This is a genomic window from Herbaspirillum sp. RTI4 (genome assembly GCF_034313965.1).
GTDB lineage: Bacteria > Pseudomonadota > Gammaproteobacteria > Burkholderiales > Burkholderiaceae_D > Herbaspirillum.
Window position 1 is genome coordinate 3,816,872 of record NZ_JAVIWQ010000002.1, and the last position, 19,863, is coordinate 3,836,734.

The 19,863-nt window shown below is 56.4% G+C and carries 16 protein-coding genes and 1 pseudogene; 4 read left to right on the plus strand and 13 right to left on the minus strand.

What is annotated here, in order from left to right:
* Positions 1-11: 11 nt before the first annotated feature.
* From msbA to dnaE, 4 genes are read right to left on the minus strand one after another with little or no spacing between them, the layout of a single operon-like run.
* Positions 12-1,748 (minus strand): lipid A export permease/ATP-binding protein MsbA, encoded by a 1,737-nt coding sequence (gene msbA, locus RGU70_RS17035; RefSeq protein WP_322210561.1) that lies wholly within the window; start codon positions 1,746-1,748, stop codon positions 12-14.
* Between the two features lie 19 nt (positions 1,749-1,767).
* Positions 1,768-2,517: an O-antigen ligase family protein gene (locus RGU70_RS17040; RefSeq protein ID WP_322210562.1), complete on the minus strand. Its 750-nt coding sequence runs from the start codon at positions 2,515-2,517 to the stop codon at positions 1,768-1,770.
* A complete protein-coding gene (locus tag RGU70_RS17045; protein WP_322210563.1) occupies positions 2,514-3,089 on the minus strand; it encodes a hypothetical protein in 576 nt (191 codons plus the stop codon). Before RGU70_RS17045 ends, RGU70_RS17040 begins: the two co-directional genes overlap by 4 nt.
* A 1-nt stretch (position 3,090) precedes the next feature.
* Positions 3,091-6,549, minus strand: a complete 3,459-nt coding sequence (gene dnaE, locus RGU70_RS17050) for a DNA polymerase III subunit alpha (protein WP_322210564.1) — start codon at positions 6,547-6,549, stop codon at positions 3,091-3,093.
* A gap of 157 nt (positions 6,550-6,706) precedes the next feature.
* Here dnaE and RGU70_RS17055 point away from each other — a divergent pair, with 157 nt between their 5' ends.
* Entirely contained in the window at positions 6,707-7,585 is an 879-nt protein-coding gene (locus RGU70_RS17055; RefSeq protein ID WP_322210565.1) for a sulfurtransferase, read from the plus strand.
* Positions 7,586-7,713: 128 nt separating this feature from the next.
* Here the strand turns inward: RGU70_RS17055 and RGU70_RS17060 are convergent, their stop codons facing one another.
* Both RGU70_RS17060 and RGU70_RS17065 read right to left on the minus strand, forming a co-directional pair.
* Positions 7,714-8,286 (minus strand): flavodoxin family protein, encoded by a 573-nt coding sequence (locus tag RGU70_RS17060; protein ID WP_322210566.1) that lies wholly within the window; start codon positions 8,284-8,286, stop codon positions 7,714-7,716.
* Positions 8,287-8,399: 113 nt separating this feature from the next.
* Positions 8,400-9,101 (minus strand): pirin family protein, encoded by a 702-nt coding sequence (locus tag RGU70_RS17065; protein WP_322210567.1) that lies wholly within the window; start codon positions 9,099-9,101, stop codon positions 8,400-8,402.
* Positions 9,102-9,246: 145 nt separating this feature from the next.
* On the opposite strand from RGU70_RS17065, the gene RGU70_RS17070 reads away from it, so the two are divergent.
* A complete protein-coding gene (locus RGU70_RS17070) occupies positions 9,247-10,233 on the plus strand; it encodes a LysR family transcriptional regulator (RefSeq protein ID WP_322210568.1) in 987 nt (328 codons plus the stop codon).
* Between the two features lie 724 nt (positions 10,234-10,957).
* On the opposite strand, the gene RGU70_RS17075 is transcribed toward RGU70_RS17070, so the two are convergent.
* From RGU70_RS17075 to RGU70_RS17105, 7 genes and pseudogenes are all read right to left on the minus strand, one after another.
* Positions 10,958-12,484, minus strand: coding sequence for a DEAD/DEAH box helicase (locus tag RGU70_RS17075; protein WP_322210569.1), 1,527 nt, complete (start codon positions 12,482-12,484; stop codon positions 10,958-10,960).
* A gap of 240 nt (positions 12,485-12,724) precedes the next feature.
* On the minus strand, positions 12,725-13,408 hold the full coding sequence (locus RGU70_RS17080) for a fumarylacetoacetate hydrolase family protein (RefSeq protein ID WP_322210570.1): 684 nt from the start codon (positions 13,406-13,408) through the stop codon (positions 12,725-12,727).
* A 63-nt stretch (positions 13,409-13,471) separates the two neighbouring features.
* Positions 13,472-14,776, minus strand: coding sequence for an MFS transporter (locus RGU70_RS17085; RefSeq protein WP_322210571.1), 1,305 nt, complete (start codon positions 14,774-14,776; stop codon positions 13,472-13,474).
* A gap of 207 nt (positions 14,777-14,983) precedes the next feature.
* Positions 14,984-15,427, minus strand: a complete 444-nt coding sequence (locus RGU70_RS17090; RefSeq protein WP_322210572.1) for a MarR family winged helix-turn-helix transcriptional regulator — start codon at positions 15,425-15,427, stop codon at positions 14,984-14,986.
* A gap of 221 nt (positions 15,428-15,648) precedes the next feature.
* Positions 15,649-16,404: a transporter gene (locus RGU70_RS17095; RefSeq protein WP_322210573.1), complete on the minus strand. Its 756-nt coding sequence runs from the start codon at positions 16,402-16,404 to the stop codon at positions 15,649-15,651.
* A gap of 371 nt (positions 16,405-16,775) precedes the next feature.
* Positions 16,776-17,281: pseudogene (locus RGU70_RS17100) on the minus strand (MFS transporter); the annotation flags it as partial.
* 44 nt (positions 17,282-17,325) lie between these two features.
* Entirely contained in the window at positions 17,326-17,958 is a 633-nt protein-coding gene (locus RGU70_RS17105; protein ID WP_322210574.1) for an isochorismatase family protein, read from the minus strand.
* A 180-nt stretch (positions 17,959-18,138) separates the two neighbouring features.
* On the opposite strand from RGU70_RS17105, the gene RGU70_RS17110 reads away from it, so the two are divergent.
* Both RGU70_RS17110 and RGU70_RS17115 read left to right on the plus strand, forming a co-directional pair.
* A complete protein-coding gene (locus tag RGU70_RS17110) occupies positions 18,139-19,092 on the plus strand; it encodes a GlxA family transcriptional regulator (RefSeq protein ID WP_322210575.1) in 954 nt (317 codons plus the stop codon).
* 109 nt (positions 19,093-19,201) lie between these two features.
* Positions 19,202-19,852 carry a TIGR02466 family protein gene (locus tag RGU70_RS17115; protein WP_322210576.1) on the plus strand — a complete coding sequence of 217 codons (651 nt, stop codon included), beginning with the start codon at positions 19,202-19,204 and terminating at the stop codon, positions 19,850-19,852.
* Positions 19,853-19,863: the final 11 nt, after the last annotated feature.

A 19,863-nucleotide genomic window follows, 5' to 3' on the forward strand; every position in this document is an offset into this window, starting at 1 on the left:
GCACACTGGCGTCAAACAGCCTGCTTCGAAAATTGCAGGTAATACAGTCGGGCGTAGGCGCCGTTTTTTTCCAGCAACTCGGCGTGACTACCGACTTCCACGATCTGGCCATGCGCAAGCACGGCAATCCGGTCGGCGCGTTCAATGGTCGATAAGCGATGCGCAATCACCAGCGTGGTACGGCCTTCCATCAGACCATCCAGCGCGGCTTGCACCGCGCGTTCGGATTCGGTATCGAGCGCTGAGGTGGCTTCATCCAGAATCAACACCGGCGCATCCTTGTAGATCGCGCGCGCAATTGCCAGTCGCTGCCGCTGACCGCCCGACAAGCGAGTGCCATTGTCGCCAATCCGTGTCTGCAACCCTTCCGGCAAGCCTTCGATCACATCGGTGAGATGCGCTGCAATCACGGCCGCGTCGATTCTTGCTTGTTGCGGTGCCGGATCGCCATACGCGATATTGGCCGCCACGGTGTCATCGAACAGCACCACATGCTGGCTCACCATCGCAATTTGCGCACGCAAGCTGAGCAGGGAAATTTCTTCTATCGGCCGGTCATCGAGCAACAGACTCCCGCCCGTGGCCGAATAAAATCCGGGAACCAGATTCACCAGCGTCGATTTGCCGCCGCCCGACATGCCGACGAAGGCAATCGTTTCACCACTGCGGATGTGCAGATCGATTTGCTGCAACACGACCTGCGCATGTCCGGTGTAAGAAAAATTCAAGCCGACGAAATCAATTTTTCCGCTGCTGCGTTTTTCCAGCACGGCACCGCCCTGGCGTTCGCCGGGTTTGTCGATCAGCGTAAACACCGCTTCGGCAGCGGCCATGCCGCGTTGCAGCGGGCCATTCACTTCCGCCAGCTGCTTGAGCGGCGCGAGCAGCATCAGCATTGCTGTAATGAACGACACAAATCCGCCCACTGTAATTTGACCGTTACCCGATTGCACCAGCGCCATCACGATCACCACGGCGACGGCGCAGGCCGTCATCAATTGCGTGATCGGAACCGTTGCAGCGAAAGTGCCGGTCATGCGCATGGTGTAGCGGCGCAAATTTTCAGCACGCTCATGGAAGCGTCCGCGTTCGTAGTCCTGACCACCGAAGATTTTAATGACCTGTTGTGAGCGGGTAGTTTCTTCGATGAGCTGGGTCAGTTCGGCGTTGACCGCCAGCGAATCGCGATTGAGTTTTTTCAGGCGCTTGCCGGTGGTGCGCACGACGAATGCCACCAGCGGCAGCAACACCAGCGTCACCATCGTCAACGCCCAGTTCAGGTACAGCAACCAGCCCAGCAAACCGATGACGGTCAATGCCGAGCGCATGATCGAAGTGAATACCTTAGTGATCATGTCGATGATCTGCTGCACTTCGAACATCATGGAATTGATGACTTTGCCGACCGTGTGCGTGGCATAGAAATCGATAGGCACATCCAACATACGGTCAAACATTTTCCCCCGCAATACATTGAGCAGACGGGTGGATACCCAGGTCATCATGTAGGTGCTGAGAAAAGTCGATACGCCGCGAATGGCAAAAATGCCGATGACCGCCAGCGGCACCAGCCACAGAGAAAATGCGGGTTTGCCAACGAAGCCTTTATCGAGCAGAACCTGAAAAATATAAGGCACGACTGGCTCAGTGGCCGCAGTCATGATCATTCCCAAAAAGGCCAGCGCAAGGCGCTTGCGATAAGGGAGATGCAGTAGTGCGAGCCGTTTTACGTAGGGTGAAATGATCATTGTGCCGTCGTCAAAAGCCTTAAATTGGTGCTGTGTTTTTTTGAATGGAAGCTGGTTCGTCGCGTAACCCGGCCTTGCGGCGGATGATGTACGCAAACAGCATCGCGGAAATGATTGCGTAAAAATTATCGCAACTTCCCCACATGAACATGACATCGCTTAAACCCTGAATGAAAAATCCCAGGCAGAGGAAAACGCCCATCATGGCCACTGCACGAATTGAGCGATCTGCATGACGGGTATCACGGAAAAAATAGATGGCCGGCACCAGATAAAGCGCAAGGATGGCCATTAAACCAGCACTGCCCAGCGTGGCCATGTTGTAGAAAATTTCATTGTGCGAGTGGGCATAGCGGCCAATAATCGGATTCACCATCTCGCGGGCGGCCAGCTCCTGTACCGATATCCTAAAGTGCTCTCTACCCACGCCGGTCACCGGGTGTTCTCGATATAGTAAAAATGCCGTCCTCCACATCTCCAGGCGCGCGCCAATTGATGTATCTGCCGTAAAACCAGACTTGAAATATTGATCCGTTTCGGTTTCCAGCGAAAGTATCCGCGAGTGAGTTGATTGGGACAATCCCCACAGGGAGCTCAAAATCAGTATCAACGCGCCAGCGATCAATAATTTCTTTCCGGGCTTCACGTTTTCAAACAGCCCATAGCAAGCAAGGATGAGAAAAAAAGGAATCGCTAGCCAGGTACCTCTGGTCTGCGACATATAGGCGGCATAGATAGCGCCACTTACGGCAATCAGCTTCAGGATCATTGCCCATTTTTTTGCGAGGCATCGAGGGCAATCGATAGTATCGAGAAAAAACCCAGCAGCAAGGACATCTGCGCAAATTCAATAATCGGCATGAAGTAAACGTATTCCCGATCAGTTCCGCCCTTCGTGGTCACATACATCTTGATCGTCGCCAGAATAGCGCCGACAACAAACGCCCAGCGCATCTGTTTCATCCATGACGCAGGCAGCGCCAGCAGCGCCCACAGAATCAGCGGAAAGAAAAACATCCGCGAGGGATAGTCGTAGGTTTTGGCGTACCAATGACCATGTGCAGTCTGATTGATAAAAATAGCCAAAACGGTTCCGGCCATCGCCAGATGGAGTGGCCAGTAATTTTTCAGTAGCGCCATCAGGTTGCTTACCTCATTGCCGCGTCCCTGACCACGCAGGACGACCCAACGCAAGACCCCGGCAAGCAGCAAGCAGTAAAAAACAAAATTTCCTACTTTCGAATGAATCAATATCAGCGAAGGGAAAATCATCGCGAGGAAAAGCACAATCCATTGAAAATAGCGTGAATTTCCTGACATGTCGTTTTTATTAAATTCCATGTCAATAATCCACTTCGACAGCACTCACGCCGGCCATCTCGGCCAATACGGTCTGCAAGGCATCGCCGGGTGTCAAGCGCCAGTCATCGCCCAATTTTAATTCGCAGGCGGCATCGGTCTGCTCATACCGCAGCACCAGCGGCAAGCCATCCGCACGACGATACGGCAACAGCAATTTGCTCAGGAAAGCGCTGTCGACAGGCTTATTCAACGCAACCGTCATCCGCTGTCCATACTGGATTCGCGCCGCACCTATATCCATCACTTTTTCCGCACTCATCCGCAAACCGCCGTTGAAGCGATCTTCGGAAACTTTGCCGTTCACAATCAGCAGCTCGTCTTCCTTGAAAAAAAGCTTGTTGCTTTCGTATAGCTCGTTGAAGACAGTTACGTCCATGGTTGCGCTGCCGTCATCGAGGGTCACGATCAGCATTTTTCCACGCTGGGTCATCTGCGCCCGGACGGTAGTGACGATGCCGGCCGCGAGCCGTGGTTCACGCGAGGCTTCCAGACTGCTCAGGCTGGTGCGGGCAAAACGCCGCACTTCGGTTGCGTAAAAATCGAACAGGTGGCCGGAAAGATAAAAGCCAAGCGCTGTTTTTTCTTCCTTGAGTTTCTGTTTGCCACTCCAAAGCGCCGCCTTCACGTATTCCAGCGGTGGCTCCATGTCGCTGTCAGCGCCGCCAAACAGACTGACCTGATTGGCAGACGCTTCAGCCTGCTCCGCACTTTCCCACGCCAGTCCGACCGACGCCAAAAGTACGCCGCGATTGACGTCGAAGCAATCGAAAGCACCGGCACGGATCAGCGAATCAATCGTGCGCCGGTTGATCTGGCGCTTGTCGACCCGCTTGGCGAAATCGAATAAATCGGTAAACGGCCGCTCACGCCGGGCGGCAACGATGGCTTCGATCGCGCCCTGCCCCGAGCCTTTGACCGCGCCCAGTCCATAGCGGATTTGCGTCGCTTTCTTGCCCGCCTCGCCAACCGGCGTGAAGCGGTAGTCCGACTGATTGACGTCAGGCGGCAGCAGCGTCAGGCCACAGACGCCGAGCGCATCTTCGACCAGAATCTTGATTTTGTCGGTATCGTCCATTGCCAGCGACAAGTTGGCGGCCATGAAGGCGGCCGGATGATGCGCTTTCAGATAGGCGGTGTGATACGACAGCAGCGCATAGGCGGCGGCATGCGATTTGTTGAAACCATAGCCAGCGAACTTTTCCATCAAATCGAAAATTTCGTCCGCTTTGGCCTGCGACAAACCATCCTTGGCCGCACCTTCGCGGAAAATCTGACGGTGTTCCGCCATTTCTTCCGCTTTCTTTTTACCCATGGCCCGTCGCAACAAGTCAGCGCCGCCAAGCGAATAGCCGCCGACCACCTGCGCCATTTGCATCACCTGCTCCTGATACACCATGATGCCGTAGGTTTCCGACAAAATGCCTTCGGTGCGGGGATCGGGATAGTCGAACCGTTCGCCGTGCTTGCGGCGGCAGAAATCGGGAATCAGGTCCATCGGACCCGGACGGTACAGCGCCACCAGCGCGATGATGTCCTCGAAGCGGTCGGGACGTGCGTCCTTGAGCATGCCTTGCATGCCGCGGCTTTCCAGCTGGAACACGGCGACCGTTTTGGCTTTGGTCAGTAAATCATAGGAAGCGCGGTCATTGAGCGGCAGACGGGCCAGATCGAAATCGGCCATCGCCGGATCGAGCTGCTTGATGTATTTCACGGCGCGATCAAGAATGGTCAGCGTGGTCAGACCCAAAAAGTCGAACTTGACCAGACCGACGGCCTCCACGTCATCCTTGTCGTATTGCGATACCACGCCAGAATCGCCGCCCTGGGTGTAGAGCGGACAAAAATCGGTCAGCTTGCCCGGTGCGATCAAAACGCCGCCGGCGTGCATGCCGATATTGCGAGCGATACCTTCCACCTGTTGCGCCAGACTGAGCAACTGCTTAACTTCTTCTTCGTTTTGCTGACGTTCGGCCAGGATAGGCTCCTCCACCAGCGCGTCGGCGATAGTGACCAGCTTGCCCGGCTTGAACGGAATCAGTTTGGAGATACCGTCGCAAAAGTTATAGCCCAGATCCAGCACTCGGCCGACATCGCGCACCGCGCCCTTGGCGGCCATGGTCCCGAAAGTGGCGATCTGCGACACCGCATCCTTGCCGTAGCGCTCTTTCACATACTGGATGACGCGGTCGCGCCCTTCCTGGCAAAAGTCGATGTCAAAGTCGGGCATCGATACCCGTTCCGGGTTGAGGAAACGCTCAAACAGCAGCTTGTATTCCAGCGGGTCGAGATCGGTAATCAGGAGCGAATAGGCCACCAGCGAACCCGCTCCCGATCCACGTCCCGGCCCCACCGGCACGCCATTGTTCTTGGCCCAGCGGATAAAGTCCGCCACGATCAGAAAGTAACCGGGAAACCCCATCTTGCTGATGGTATCGGTTTCAAATGTCAGGCGCGCCTCATAGCGCGCACGTTCCTGCTCACGTTTGGCAGGATCGGGATAAAGTTGTTCAAGCCGGTGGACCAGCCCTGCCTGCGCTTCCGCGACGAGGAAGGCGTCGATGGTCATGCCATCCGGCGTCGGAAAGTCCGGCAGCTTCGGTTTGCCGAGTTGCAGGCTCAGATTGCAGCGGGTGGCGATTTCCACGGTGTTTTGCAGCGCGCCCGGCAGATCGGCGAACAGCACAGCCATCTCGGCCTGCGTCTTGAAGCATTGCTGCGCGTTGAAGCGCTTGGGCCGACGCGGATTGGCCAGGATTTCGCCTTCCGAGATACAGGTGCGCGCTTCGTGCGCCAGAAACTCGCTGGAGGAGATGAATTGCACCGGGTGCGTGGCAACTACCGGCAATTGCAGACGCGCTGCCAGCGCCAGCGATTGCCTGACTTGCGCTTCCATGTTGGCTTGCTCGGCGCGTTGTATTTCGATGTAAAAATGGTCGTCGAAAATCCGCGCCCAGCGCTGCGCGCAACGCTCCGCCTGAGCCAGATTGCCATTGGCGATGGCAATGCCGATATCGCCGAAATGCGCGCCTGACAAAGCAATCAGACCGTTGCTACCGTCCTGCAAGGGGAGTTGTTGCAGCCATTCGGCGCGGATTTCAGCGCAGCCGCGGTGCAGATTGGTCAGCCAGGCGCGGGAGAGCAGATCGCACAGCTGGAGATAGCCGTGATGGTTTTTTACCAGCAGCAACAAGCGCGAGGGCTTATCGCGGTCTTCGTCGTTGGTAATCCAGACATCGCAGCCGGCAATCGGCTTGACGCCCTTGCCGCGCGCGGCTTTGTAAAATTTGATCATGCCGAACAGGTTCGACAGGTCAGTCATGGCCAGCGCGGGCTGGCCGTCGTCGGACGCAGCCTTGACGGCATCGTCGATACGAACCAGGCCATCGACAATGGAATATTCGGAATGCAGGCGAAGGTGAACGAATTGCGGAGAAGTCATAGGGCAGCATTTTACCGTGTCCGCCCCACTCCCTCGGGCTTAAACCTCGATATTTGTGGATTTCTATATTAAAACTCTCCGAGGCCACCAAGGCGAATTTGGGTCACGCAGAAACGAGCGTCTATAATCGCAGCATAATTCAATGGAAGTCACCTGTATGAATACCCCCTCTTACGTCAATATCGCCGCCTATAAATTCGTCACTTTTGACGATACTGAGCAAAAACGCCCGGAATTCCAGGAATTCTGCCGCCAGCATGGTCTGCGCGGCACCATCATCCTGAGTCCGGAAGGCATCAATCTGTTTTTGGCAGCCAGCCGCGAGGCTATTGATGCCTTCCTGCTCTGGCTGCGCGCCGACGCCCGCTTCAGCGATATCGAGGTCAAGGAAAGCTATTCCGAGCACCAGCCCTTCAACCGCATGCTGGTGAAGCTGAAAGCGGAAATCATTACCATGAAGCATCCGCTGATCAAACCGGAAGAAGGCCGTGCGCCGTCGGTAGAAGCCCAGACGCTCAAGCGCTGGCTGGATCAAGGACATGACGACAACGGCAAGCCGGTCGTGATGATGGATACCCGGAACGCGTTTGAAGTCGATGTCGGCACTTTCGACGACACCATCGACTACCGCATCAGCAAATTTACGGAGTTTCCGCAAGTGGTGGTCGACCACAAGGCGGAACTCGATGGAAAAACCATCGTGACGTTTTGTACTGGCGGCATCCGCTGCGAAAAAGCCGCTATCTACATGCAAAACATTGGTTATGACAGCGTGTACCAGCTCGATGGCGGTATTTTGAAGTATTTTGAAGAGGTGGGCGCCGCTCACTACACGGGCGATTGTTTCGTTTTCGACTATCGCACCGCGCTCAATCCGCAGTTGCAGGAAACCGCGACCGTGCAATGCTATGCCTGCCGCGCAGTGGTAACGCCTCGGGAGCAGTTATCTGCGTCGTATGTCGCAGGAAAGTCCTGCCCGCATTGCACACCGTCGGCATTAGAGAATGCCTCGGCGACGGCTCAGGTCGAAGCTTGAAATACGCCGCACGTATTCAGAGCAGCACATTAAGTAGTCCGCAATAAACAAACCAAACTGAAAAGCCCGCCCATCGCAAGATGGCCGGGCTTTTTTACGTACGCCTGGATTACTCCGGGACAGACGCTTTATTTTTTAACGCGATCGGCTGTTTCCGCGATCCGCTTGCCGAACAACTTGGCTGTTTCCAGATCGCCTGGCAACGGGCCTTCTTCCGGCGTCGAATCGGACGGGCTTTGCGCCATCAGACCAGCGAAAGAGCCGACATAGTTGATGTCATTGCGTTGCGCTGCCTTGCTGTTGGCGGCCATCAGACCAGTGCCGACCCACACCATGCTGTGCTGCATGGCCAGCGTGAACATGGTGTGCAACGTGGACAACTTATCGCCGTTCATGGACGCTGAATTGGTGAAGCCGCCAGCGATCTTGTCTTTCCACTCTTGCGCGAACCACGGCTTGGAGGAGGCATCGGCGAATTTCTTGAACTGCCACGACACGTTACCCATGTAGGTCGGCGAACCGAAAACGATGGCGTCCGATGCCTTCAGCGCGGCCCAGTCAGCGTCGCCGATATTACCTTCGGCATCAATGGCGATCAGATCAACGATAGCGCCAGCGGCCAGTGCGCCGGTCTGCACAGCTTCGGCTTGTTTTTTGGTGTGGCCGTAGCCGGAGTGATAAATGATGGCAACTTTGCTCATGATGTTTCCTTTTCAATAAACAGGGGCTGGCAGTGCCAGACTCCTTTAATCAACCGGACGCACAAGGGCGCCCTCCTTTTTCTGCTTGTTCGATGCTGCTTGTTCGATCCTGCTTACGACGGTAAATCAAATACCAGTACTTCGGCGGCAACACCGCCGGTCAGACGCACTTCCGTTTCCTGAGATAACTTGGCAGCATCCCCCGTAGTCAGCGTATGGCCGTTGACTACCAGCGTGCCGCGCACCACATGCACATACGCCAGCCGTGCCGGGTCCAGCGTCAATTGCGCCTGCTGCGCGCCATCGAACAGGCCGGCATACAGCACCGCGTTTTGATGGATTTTCACCGCGCCGTCACGGCCATCGGGGGCGGCAATCGCACGCAAGCAGCCGTCTTTTTCGGCGGCCGGAAAACTGGTCTCTTCGTACTCAGGGACGATGCCAGCCACATCCGGCATGATCCAAATTTGCAGCAAATGCGCAGGGTTTTCAGCCGAATGGTTGTATTCGGAATGCTGCACACCGCTGCCGGCGCTCATGCGCTGCACGTCACCGGGCTTGATCACGCTGCCGTTGCCCATGCTGTCCTTGTGCGCCAGCTCGCCTTCCAGCACATAGGTGATGATTTCCATGTCCCGGTGGCCGTGCGTGCCGAAACCTTTGCCGGCTTCAATCCAGTCTTCGTTAATGACGCGCAAAGGACCGAAGCCCATGTTTTGCGGATCGTAATAGTCGGCAAACGAAAAGCTGTGATACGAACGTAACCAGCCATGTTCGGCATACCCACGCGCCTTGCTTTGATGAATCTGCAGCATCGTAACCTCACCGTAAGTACAATTAAGTACAAATTTATTGTTGATGTTTTACATCTTAAGCTTTTATTTTATGGATAGTAAGCGCCATAATTCAGACCATATGTTCAATTAATTTGAATATGTTTTCCTCAGGAGAAGTACCGCCATGAATATCTCCCTTGAAGCGCTGCACATCCTGGATGTCATTGACCGGCAAGGCAGTTTCGCCGCAGCCGCGCTGACGCTGAACCGGGTGCCATCGGCATTGACCTATAGCGTGCGCAAACTGGAAGAGGATCTCGATGTGCTGCTGTTTGACCGGCGCGGCCATCGCGCCCGGCTGACGCCCGCCGGCAAGGAACTCCTGACCGAAGGCCGGCACTTGCTGCTTGCTGCCGACGCGCTGGAACAGCGCGTCAAACGCACCGCCACCGGCAGGGAATCGGAACTGCGGGTGGTGCTCAACAGCATCGTGCCGTTTCAGAATATGGTGCCGCTGATCGCCCGGTTCGACAGGGAAGAAACCGGGACGCGTTTGCGCTTTACGCATGGCGTATTGGCAGGAGCATGGGAAGCGCTGATCGATGGACGCGCCGACCTGGTCATCGGCGTCACTCACGACGGGCCGGAAATCACCCGCACCAGCGGCCAGTTTCAGACCCGGCCCTTGGGGGCGATCGAATGGGCGTTTGCGGTTGCTCCCACCCATCCGCTGGCAGAAGCCGAAGAGCCGCTGCCGCCGGAGTTGATTCGGCAATACCGGGCCGTGGCCGTCGGCGACAACAGCCAGAACCTGCCCAGCCTGACCATCGGTTTGCTGACGGGACAAGATACCCTGACGGTGGCCTCTGTAGCCGACAAGCTGGAAGCGCAACTGGCCGGACTTGGCTGCGGGCATCTGCCCTCCTCCTGGGCGGCACCTTATCTGGCGTCGGGCGCACTGATCGAGAAGCGCACCCTGCTGGGCAAGCCGCACGACACCTTCCTGATCGCCTGGCGCAAAGGGGATCGCGGCAAATCGCTCAAGTGGTTTTTGAATCAGCTGGCGGAACCGGAAATACAAGGCATGCTGCTCGGCACCAGCGCCAGCAATAACGGCGACGCGGAGTGCCGTTCAGCGAAAGCCGCAGGAGCCAGAGAAAAAAAGATTTAGGGGAAGCGCGAGCAGCGAAGCTTAGGGTAAGAAGCGCAGTCGTACTTGAGTACGGCGACGATTTTGAATCCTTGCCGCCCTGAGATTGCGCCGCGCCAGATTTCTCCCTGCGCATCAGAACCTCTGAGTAAGCGTAGCGAGCGGCGCAAGGTCAGGGTAAGAAATGCAGCCGTACTTTGGCACGACGAGCATCGCAGCACTAATCCACGTCGCACACCAACTTCCCCACTTCAGCGTCAGAACCTCTGAGTAAGCGTAGCGAGCGACGCAAGCTCAGGGTAAGACGCGCAGTCGTACTTTGGCACGACGAGCATCGCAGCACTAATCCACGTCGCACACCAACTTCCCCACTTCAGCGTCAGAACCTCTGAGTAAGCGTAGCGAGCGACGCAAGCTCAGGGTAAGACGCGCAGTCGTACTTTGGCACGACGAGCATCGCAGCACTAATCCACGTCGCACACCAACTTCCCCACTTCAGCGTCAGAACCTCTGAGTAAGCGTAGCGAGCGACGCAAGGTCAGGGTAAGACGCGCAGCCGTACTTTGGCACGACGAGCATCGCAGCACTAATCCACGTCGCACACCAACTTCCCCACTTCAGCGTCAGAACCTCTGAGTAAGCGTAGCGAGCGGCGCAAGGTCAGGGTAAGAAGCGCAGCCGTACTTGAGTACGGCGAGCATCGCAGCCCTGAGATTGCGCCGCGCAGTAGCTTAATCAGAGGTTCTCAGAGGTTCTTGGGCTGGCCGCCTAGGAGAGCTGCCATTTTGCGCTTCGGCGCTTTCGCTGCTGCGCTTGTACCGGCCGCCGGCACCAGAGTGCTTTTTTCGGGAGCGGGGGTACTTGGTTCGTAAGGCTGCGAGAACCAGGGGTCTACTTTGTCGCGCCGACCGGCGGCAGATGACGGCGCTTTGCCGTAGCTGCTGCGTTCGCCGATCTGGGTGCTGGGCGCGGTTTCAACACGAGGCGGGCGCTCGCTGGATGGTCGTGCTGCAGACGCTGATCCGGTCGAGGCATGCGAACTGGAGCTACCGGAGTTACCGGAACTACGCGAGGGCTTGGCCACGAAGCCGGTCAGTTCGGCGCGCACGAACTGATGCTTGATCAGTTTTTCGATATCGACCAGCAGTCGCTCATCTTTGTCGGAATACAAAGAAATCGCATCGCCCGACGCGCCTGCGCGTCCGGTGCGGCCGATACGATGCACGTAGTCTTCGGCGTTGTAAGGCAAGTCCATGTTGATCACGCAAGGCAGTTCGGCAATATCGAGTCCGCGCGCGGCCACATCGGTCGCGACCAGCACTTCGATCTGGCCTTGCTTGAAGGCTTCCAGCGCTGCCATCCGTTCGCCCTGCGTTTTATCACCGTGAATCGCGGAGGCTTTCATGCCTTCGTTTTCCAGATGGCGCGCCAGTTTGGATGCGCCGATTTTGGTATTGGAAAAGACAATCACTTGCTTCAGATTGCGCTGACGAATCAGGAAACTGATCGCCTCGCTCTTGGTGTCTTCGGCAATTTTATAAATGGTTTGCGTAACGTTTTCGGCGGCGGCATTGCTGCGCGCAACTTCAATGATCAGCGGGTTGTTCTGGAAGCTGGCGGCCAGTTTCTTGATTTCCGCCGAGAAGGTCGCGGAAAACAGCAAGTTCTGGCGCTTCTTTGGCAGCAGATTGATGATGCGCTGCAAATCCGGCAAAAAGCCCATGTCGAGCATGCGATCGGCTTCGTCCATGACCAGGATCTGGGTCTGCGACAGGTTCACCGTCTTTTGCTGCACATGATCCAGCAGACGTCCCGGTGTGGCGATCACGATTTCCACGCCACCGCGCAAAATCGCGGTCTGGGCATTCATGTCGACGCCGCCAAACACCACGGTCGAACGAAGCGGGGTGAAGCGCGCGTACATTTTGACGTTATCAGCGACCTGATCGGCCAGTTCACGGGTCGGAGTGAGGATCAGGGCGCGCACCGGGTGACGCGCCGGCGAAGCGCTGCTGCTGGCGTGCGCCAGTAGCAATTGAATGATAGGCAAAGCGAAGCCGGCGGTTTTACCTGTTCCGGTTTGCGCTGCGCCCATGACGTCGCGGCCTTGCAGCACGATGGGGATGGCCTGCACCTGAATCGGCGTCGGATGGACATAGCCCTGCTCGCTCAATGCACGCAGAATGTCGGGAGAGAGCCCGAAGTCCTCGAAACGGATGGCGGCGGGAGTTTCAGCTACAGGCAATTCGGATAGGGACGAGGTGTCGGACATGTTCTAGACGAACCTTGCGGAGACAGGCACCTGATGTACAGGGCGCATTCGCTTAGAGGCTCTGTTATTTTCAGTGAATGGTGAACGCGGAGGATTCAAGACCGGCCTCAAGTAGAAAATTGGCTGGTCACTGCGTCGCATGGTTTGCAAGGTCAGCACCTTGCGAGTTGGTATTATACCCCGCTCGCCAGAGGGCCATGCGTTTGCCGCCGAAGTGGCGTCCGGCGGCGGTGCGGCAGCTTAGGAAATGGTGATGTCTAGCCCTGGCAGGCCGTCCACATGGCCTTGCAAGTGGTCGCCCTTGACTACCGGACCGACGCCGTCGGGCGTGCCGGTATAAATCAAATCGCCGGGGAAGAGTTCCACCATGCCGGACAGATAGGAAATGGTTTCTGCAACGCTCCAGATCAGATCGCTCAGATCACCCTGCTGGCGGAATTCGCCGTTGACTTTGACCCATATCGCGCCCTTGGAGAGGTCACCGGCATCGGCCGCAGGCAGCAGCGGGCCGCAAGGCGCGGACTGATCGAAGCCTTTGCTCAAATCCCAGGGACGGCCCATTTTTTTGGCGACGGCCTGCAAATCGCGGCGCGTCATATCCAGCCCGACGGCGTAGCCAAACACCAATTCCAGCGCCTGCTCTACGCTCACATTTTTGCCGCCCTTGTCGAGCGCAACCACCAGTTCAATCTCATGCTGATAATCGCTGGTCTGGCTGGGATAGGGAATCGTGCTGCCGCTGGCAACCACGGCATCGGCGGGCTTCATGAAAAAGAAGGGGGCTTCCCGGCTAGGATCGTGTCCCATTTCCCGCGCATGGGCAGCATAGTTACGACCAACGCAGTAGATCCGACGCACCGGAAACGGGTCGCCGCCGACAACGGCGACGGTAGGAACGGCTGGGGCTGGTATCGCGTAAGACATAGTTGAACTCCGTGGATAGTGACGCGGGGAAATGCGCATTTTATCCGGTATTGGCACAACCGTTCAGTGCGCCCCTGCCAGTGGCAAAATCGGTTCGTGCCGTTCGCCCTTGATACGCAGCACCAGCACCGCACCGACGAGGCACGCCGCGCCCATGATCATGGAAGACAGGTCGTAATTGCCTAAGCTGGCGCGCATCGAACCGGCCACCATGGTCGCGGTCGCCGCGCCCAATTGATGCCCTGCGACGATCCAGCCGAACACGACCGGCGCTGCCATCCGCCCGAAAATATCGTTGGCTAGTTTCACCGTCGGCGGTACGGTGGCGATCCAGTCGAGACCGTAAAACAAGGCGAAGATCGGCAAGCCGTAATAACCGAGTCCGAAAGCGTGCGGCAAAAATAGCAGCGCCAGCCCGCGCAATCCGTAGTACCAAAACAATAAGATGCGCGGATTGTAGCGATCCGACAGCCAGCCAGACAGGGTGGTACCGATCAGATCGAGGATACCCATCGTCGCCAGAAGACTGGCACCGCCCACCGCTGAAATACCGTAGTCGCCGCACATGGCGATGAATTGAGTGCCGATATAGCCGTTGGTACTCATGCCACAGACGAAGAAACTAAAAAACAGTAACCAGAAATCGCGTAATTTCACGGCGCTGCCCAGCGCAGAAAAAGCAATCACCAGCGGATTGCGCGGTTTGGCTGCCGGTGCCGCCGGGACATCGGCGTACTGACCCAAGAGTTTGAGTTTTAATTGTTCCGGACCCTCTGGTAAAAACAGGGCGACCAGGGGAATCGCCAGTGCCGCCACACCCGCCACCAGCCAGGTCACCGAGCGCCAGCCGAAATGCTCCACCATCCACGCCATCAAGGGCAAAAACACCATCTGACCGGTCGCCGCGCTGGCGGTCAGCAAGCCCATCGCCAATCCGCGCCGGGTTTCAAACCAGCGACTGACAATCGTGGCCGCCAGCGTATTGGCCGCTACGCCGCTGCCGGCACCGACGATCAGGCCCCAGGTCAGCACCATCTGCCACGGCATCGTCATCCAGGAACTGAGTGCCGTTCCCAAGGACAGCAAGACCAGTGCGCCCAGTACGATGCGACGCACGCCGAAACGCTGCATGGCGGCGGCGGAAAACGGGCCGATCAGACCGTACAAGGCAATATTGACCGAGATGGCAAAGGAGATGGTGGAACGGTTCCAGCCGAACTCATGCTCCAGAGGCACGATCATGACCGAGGGCGTGGCGCGTATCCCAGCGGCGGCCAGCAAGACCAGGAAAGTAATGCCGACCACAATCCACGCATAGTGGAAACGATGGCCAGTGCGTGCGGCGATGGCGCTGATCAAGGGCTTCATGGCTGGAGGTTCCAGATCGATGGGTGTCGCTTCATTTTTATTATTCCCTGATTTTTTTGTACTGACGCAAAAGGCCGCTGGCTAGCCGCATTGCCGTAGGCTGCAAGTAGCATGCCAAGTTGATGCAACAACGCCAGCGGTCTTTTTCGTCAGTCCTGGTTTTTTTAATTGAAATCTATCGCCCCTGCTCGATAGATAGCCCGCTACTTACACTTCTGCCAGCTTTTGATAACTGGCGTCCACCATGCCGTTCAATTCACGGTATTGGGATTCGCCCAGCAGGCGCACGATTTCTTCCTGCGCCTGTTTCCAGCCGGGTTGGGCTTGTGCATATTTTTGTCGGCCAAGTTCAGTCAATATCAGCCCGAACGATCGTTTGTCCGTCCCGGATTCGAGAGGCATGTCCACCGTCGCTATCCATTTCGCCGCAATCAGGGGCTTGAGCGTGCGGCTCATGGTGCTGCGCTCCATCCCCATTTCCGCAGCGAGCTGCAAATTGGCGATGGGGCCGATACGGCCGATGCGCGCCAGCAAAGAGTACTGGGTGATCGACAAAGCGTACGCCAGCAGATGATGATCATAAATGGCCGTGATACGGCGGCTGAGTCGCCGTAACCCGGAACAAGCGCAAACATCGAGAATTTTTTCCATGATATCCAATCGACTGTACATACAATGATGTATATACATACTAATAAGTCGAGTCCCTCATGTCAAGAATTCACATCGCCGCAGACCATCTGTGACGATGAATCGCCACAGAATATTTTCACTATCGATTGATTTGAGAGATTGGCCATCCATGCGCCCCGCCCCGTCCTCGAGCGAGGACAAGGAAAGACTGTGCCACGGAAAAATGTGTCAACGGGAGATTAAAAGCGCCAGGTGACACCGACGCCGAGTTGGCGATGCACTTCCGCCGTATTCAAGCCATATTTGAATCCGACATCGAAATCAAGATTTTTGGCCGGAGAATAAATCAGGCCTGTCAGTGCATAAGCAGGATTGGTATGGCTGGAAACGTCCGGATTACGTGCAATGCCAATATCACCCACGACTTTCCACTGCTCGCTTATTTCACGCACCAAAGCAGTCGACGCCTGCCACAGCCAGCGGCGGTTGGCCTGATCGTCGGATGGCAACTGGTAACGATTCATGGCTACGCCCAGATTGGTGTGCCAGGCCCAGGGACCGGAAACATGGGAAGAAATCAGCGCCGCTGAAGCACTGACGCGCCCGCTTCCCAGTCCCTGGTTCTGATCGCCGGTAGGCATTGACAAGAAGCTCTTGAGAGCGAAACTGGTGTCGTCCTGCTCAAAAAATCGCCACTTCCCGCCTATCGTGACATCGCTCAAACCAGCCGGTGCAAAATTGGAACGAGGCACATTGATGATGGCGTCAAGGTTTTGGGATACGCCGTAGGAGTAAGTGAAATTGGCGACTTCACCGCGCGTGGCCCGGCGTTGTATCCAGTCGGTATTGAGTTCGATCTGCTGATTGCCGGTATCTTGAGTGCCGGTATCGTCGGTCACCAAAGGGTGGACTGCGTGAGCAGCGTGCGCAGCTAAATACAGGCTTGCGAAAATAGTCAGATGTTTGATGTAGAACTTGGTGTAGAACTTCGTCATGGCAGCCATATAAAAAAGGCGAGAAGATCCGGGGGAAATTGCCTGCCGCTCGCCATTACCTCGCTCGTATAGTACTTCACGGTTACCCGCGAGTAAAAGAAACCGGATCTGCCGCAATGGGCAGCCGAGAATAATGAGCGCAAATATTTTTTTTCTCTATGGGATTTATCAGGAATTTTGCGCATGCTGGCACCCGCTATCAGACTGATGCGGACACCTGATACCTAACAACTGATACCTGGAAACGGGAAGCAAGGGTATGGCGCTGATATGGCGCCATGATGCGGGCAAAGCGGATGCGCATACGGATTATTTTATCCAGCTGTTTCGCGGCTTCCCGCGATTGGCGCTGCGGCAGCGGCCAATAGTGAAAATCCGCAAATGGCCGGAATCGAGGCAACGATTCCGGCTTTCAGAATCGACATGCCGCGCCCCTGCACCAGGTACACCGGGAACTAGGCTAGATCAGGAAAAAATAGGTGATGGTGTTGATGCCGTACTGGCCGATGTACACACCGAGCAGCATGCGGTTGCTCAATAATTTTTTGACGTTGTCCCATTTACGCTGACCGCCGACTGCCGGCACTGGCTTGCTTATGCCTCCCTCGTCACCCTTTTCACCCTTGTCACCCTTGTCATCCATGTCAATCAGTCCGCCGCCCTCTGCAATATGCTTGAGTTCGGACGGGCTGATCATCGGAGGGTCTTTCGGGCTATGAATCACTTTCAGTCAGACGAAGGTCATGACCATGCCGATAGCGCCCATCACCGTAAATACATGGTGCCATCCGTACACATACGTAATCCAGCCCATCAATGGCGTAAACAAAACCGCAGCAAAATATTGCGCGGAATTGAATATGGCCGAAGCAATGCCCCCAGGAGCTGAGCTCCCGGAGGCGAGCCTGAGCCCCGGCCAAATCAAGCCTGGGCGGCTTTATAGGATTGATACAGGGTTTCCCTGACTGGTGACTGCTGCGTCTGGATCAGCGCAATCCATTGATCGGTCCCCATCACCGCCGCAAAGCGCGACTGCATGACCACATTGGTCGCATGATGCATGGCTTCCGCCGTCAGCAAGCCCATGCTATTGCGGTAAGAAACAGCACCGGAAGCATCATGCAGATACTCCACGTCCCATCCTTCGTGGGCCGCCTGACGTATGGTGGATTCGTTACAGTTCTGGGACATATAGCCGGCCACGACCAGGGTATCAATCTGCCGCGCAGTCAACCACTCGCCCAATTCGGTATCTGCCAGCGCCGATGGCAAGGTCTTCTGCACCAGAAGGTCGGCAGAGGCCTTGCTCACTACGGAGTGCAATTCGCCGCCAAAGCTGCCTTCCGCAAAAATCGGGGAGCTCGCCGGTGCCATCTGCTGCACCAGTACCAGAGGAATGCCGGCAGCCTTTGCCGCTTCGATTGCCTTGGCAATATTCGGCAATGAAACGTCCAGAGGCGGAAATTCAATGCGCATATTCCCGGTCACGTATTCATTTTGAATATCGATCAGGATCAAAGCGCGTTTGGGTTGATGCGGGGTTGCGGTTTTCATTTTTTCTCCAGAAATAAGATGTTCACCAGCTCAGTGTGCGACACCTGCGGCATTCCCGCCATTGGCCCATGCGACATTTTTAGTTAATATTGAGCCAATTCGTCGACCTGACCTTGCCCCCTGGCCTTGTCCCCTGATTTTGTCCCCCGATTTTGCACCCCTCCTCAAAAGACTCACCCCATGACCAAACGCATTGCCCTGCTGGCCTTTGATGGCATCAGCACCTTCCATCTGTCGATTCCCTATGCTGTCTTCGGAGAAAACCGGCAGGATATCGGCATACCCGCTTACACCATCTCCCTGTGCGCGGCGGAATCCGGGGTCCTGCGCACCTCCATGGGATTAGAAATACAGATACCTGACGGACTAGCCGCACTGACAGAGGCCGACATTATCATCATCCCCTCGTGGAAAGACATTGACTCCCTGCCACCGCCGCATCTGACCGCCGCACTGAAGGAGGCGCACCGGAGAGGCGCTCGCATCGTCGGACTCTGTCTGGGGGCGTTCCTGGTGGCGGAGGCAGGCTTGCTGGCAGGACGTAGCGCCACCACGCATTGGGCGTGGGCGCCTGTTTTCGCTAAACGGTTTCCGTCCGTGATCCTTGACCCGCAAGTGCTGTATATCGACCACGGCGATGTAGTGACGTCGGCAGGTACTGCTGCCGGACTTGACTGCTGCCTGCATCTGCTTCGACAGGAGCTGGGTGCCGAACTGGCCAGCCGGATTGCCCGGCGGCTGGTGATTCCGCCTCATCGGCAGGGTAATCAGGCGCAGTATGTCGAACCAAGCTCCCTCGCCAATACCGGCGCTGACCGGCTCGCCGGGACCCTGGAATGGGCGCAGGGAATGCTGGGGGAGCCGCTGGATGTGGCCATGCTGGCGAACCATGCCGCCATGAGCCGACGCACATTCACCCGTCACTTCCGTCAGGCTACGGGTATGGGCATTGTTCAGTGGCTGACTGTGCAGCGGCTGTTTGCCGCGCAGCGTTTGCTGGAGACGAGTAATGCCTCTATCGAACACATCGCCTCGGCAACTGGCTTCAGGACGGCGCTGTCCTTGAGACTGGCCTTTGCCAAATCGCTGGACACGACGCCCAGCCAGTATCGCCGTGAGTTCGGGGGACAGTAAGGCTTCCGTCCTGCTTTACACATCTTTGCAAGAGAGGCCATATCCAGTTTTTGATTAATTACCTATGATTGAAGAGTCACAAATTCCACGATTCAATTCGCTCAACAGTATGACTACCGACATTGCTCCTTCCGATATTGAGATACATCGTCTGTTTGCCACACCGATTGCCAGCACCGGCTTTCCTGACGCAGGAAATCTCAATGCAGGCCTAAGCGAACTCATCCTGCGCCGCTCAAAAAAAGAAGTTTCCACTCAACACAGCAACGTCGGCGGGTGGCAGTCAAGGGATGATTTCTGTTCATGGGATGAGCCGCCGGTCACTGCCTTGCTGGAGTTTGCGACCGCGTTCGTGACCCAATTGACGGCTGAAAATTCGCCATCAGGACTGGTCGAGCCAACTCGCCCCTGGCATGTAGAAGGCTGGGCGAATGTGAACTATGCCGGCTGTTCCAATGCAATACACGGCCATCCCGGGGCATTCTGGTCTGCGGTGTATTGGGTGGATGACGGCGGGCATGAGGCGTCTCCAGAGGTGGGCGGAGAGCTGGATTTTTATGATCCTCGCGGCCTGCTTCCTGCCACCTATGCGCCCTCCCTGCGATTTAGGATTGAAGGTTGTCTGAGTGCCGGCTATACCCAAACAGCCTCGCCACGGACCGGGAGAATTGTGGTTTTCCCCTCATGGCTACTGCACTCGGTGCGCCCGTACAACGGAACCCAGCCGCGTATTTCGGTGGCCTTGAATTTTTCTATTTGATCAGGACGTGT

Excerpts from the sequence above, each read along its gene's own strand:
- RGU70_RS17090 (WP_322210572.1), bottom strand. The coding sequence starts at position 15,427 with ATGGAAAAAATTCTCGATGTTTGCGCTTGTTCCGGGTTACGGCGACTC.
- RGU70_RS17075 (WP_322210569.1), bottom strand. The coding sequence starts at position 12,484 with ATGTCCGACACCTCGTCCCTATCCGAATTGCCTGTAGCTGAAACTCCC.
- RGU70_RS17040 (WP_322210562.1), bottom strand. The coding sequence starts at position 2,517 with ATGATCCTGAAGCTGATTGCCGTAAGTGGCGCTATCTATGCCGCCTAT.
- RGU70_RS17060 (WP_322210566.1), bottom strand. The coding sequence starts at position 8,286 with ATGAGCAAAGTTGCCATCATTTATCACTCCGGCTACGGCCACACCAAA.
- RGU70_RS17095 (WP_322210573.1), bottom strand. The coding sequence starts at position 16,404 with ATGACGAAGTTCTACACCAAGTTCTACATCAAACATCTGACTATTTTC.
- RGU70_RS17085 (WP_322210571.1), bottom strand. The coding sequence starts at position 14,776 with ATGAAGCCCTTGATCAGCGCCATCGCCGCACGCACTGGCCATCGTTTC.
- RGU70_RS17105 (WP_322210574.1), bottom strand. The coding sequence starts at position 17,958 with ATGAAAACCGCAACCCCGCATCAACCCAAACGCGCTTTGATCCTGATC.
- RGU70_RS17065 (WP_322210567.1), bottom strand. The coding sequence starts at position 9,101 with ATGCTGCAGATTCATCAAAGCAAGGCGCGTGGGTATGCCGAACATGGC.
- RGU70_RS17115 (WP_322210576.1), top strand. The coding sequence starts at position 19,202 with ATGACTACCGACATTGCTCCTTCCGATATTGAGATACATCGTCTGTTT.
- RGU70_RS17080 (WP_322210570.1), bottom strand. The coding sequence starts at position 13,408 with ATGTCTTACGCGATACCAGCCCCAGCCGTTCCTACCGTCGCCGTTGTC.
- RGU70_RS17055 (WP_322210565.1), top strand. The coding sequence starts at position 6,707 with ATGAATACCCCCTCTTACGTCAATATCGCCGCCTATAAATTCGTCACT.
- dnaE (WP_322210564.1), bottom strand. The coding sequence starts at position 6,549 with ATGACTTCTCCGCAATTCGTTCACCTTCGCCTGCATTCCGAATATTCC.
- RGU70_RS17110 (WP_322210575.1), top strand. The coding sequence starts at position 18,139 with ATGACCAAACGCATTGCCCTGCTGGCCTTTGATGGCATCAGCACCTTC.
- msbA (WP_322210561.1), bottom strand. The coding sequence starts at position 1,748 with ATGATCATTTCACCCTACGTAAAACGGCTCGCACTACTGCATCTCCCT.
- RGU70_RS17070 (WP_322210568.1), top strand. The coding sequence starts at position 9,247 with ATGAATATCTCCCTTGAAGCGCTGCACATCCTGGATGTCATTGACCGG.
- RGU70_RS17045 (WP_322210563.1), bottom strand. The coding sequence starts at position 3,089 with ATGGAATTTAATAAAAACGACATGTCAGGAAATTCACGCTATTTTCAA.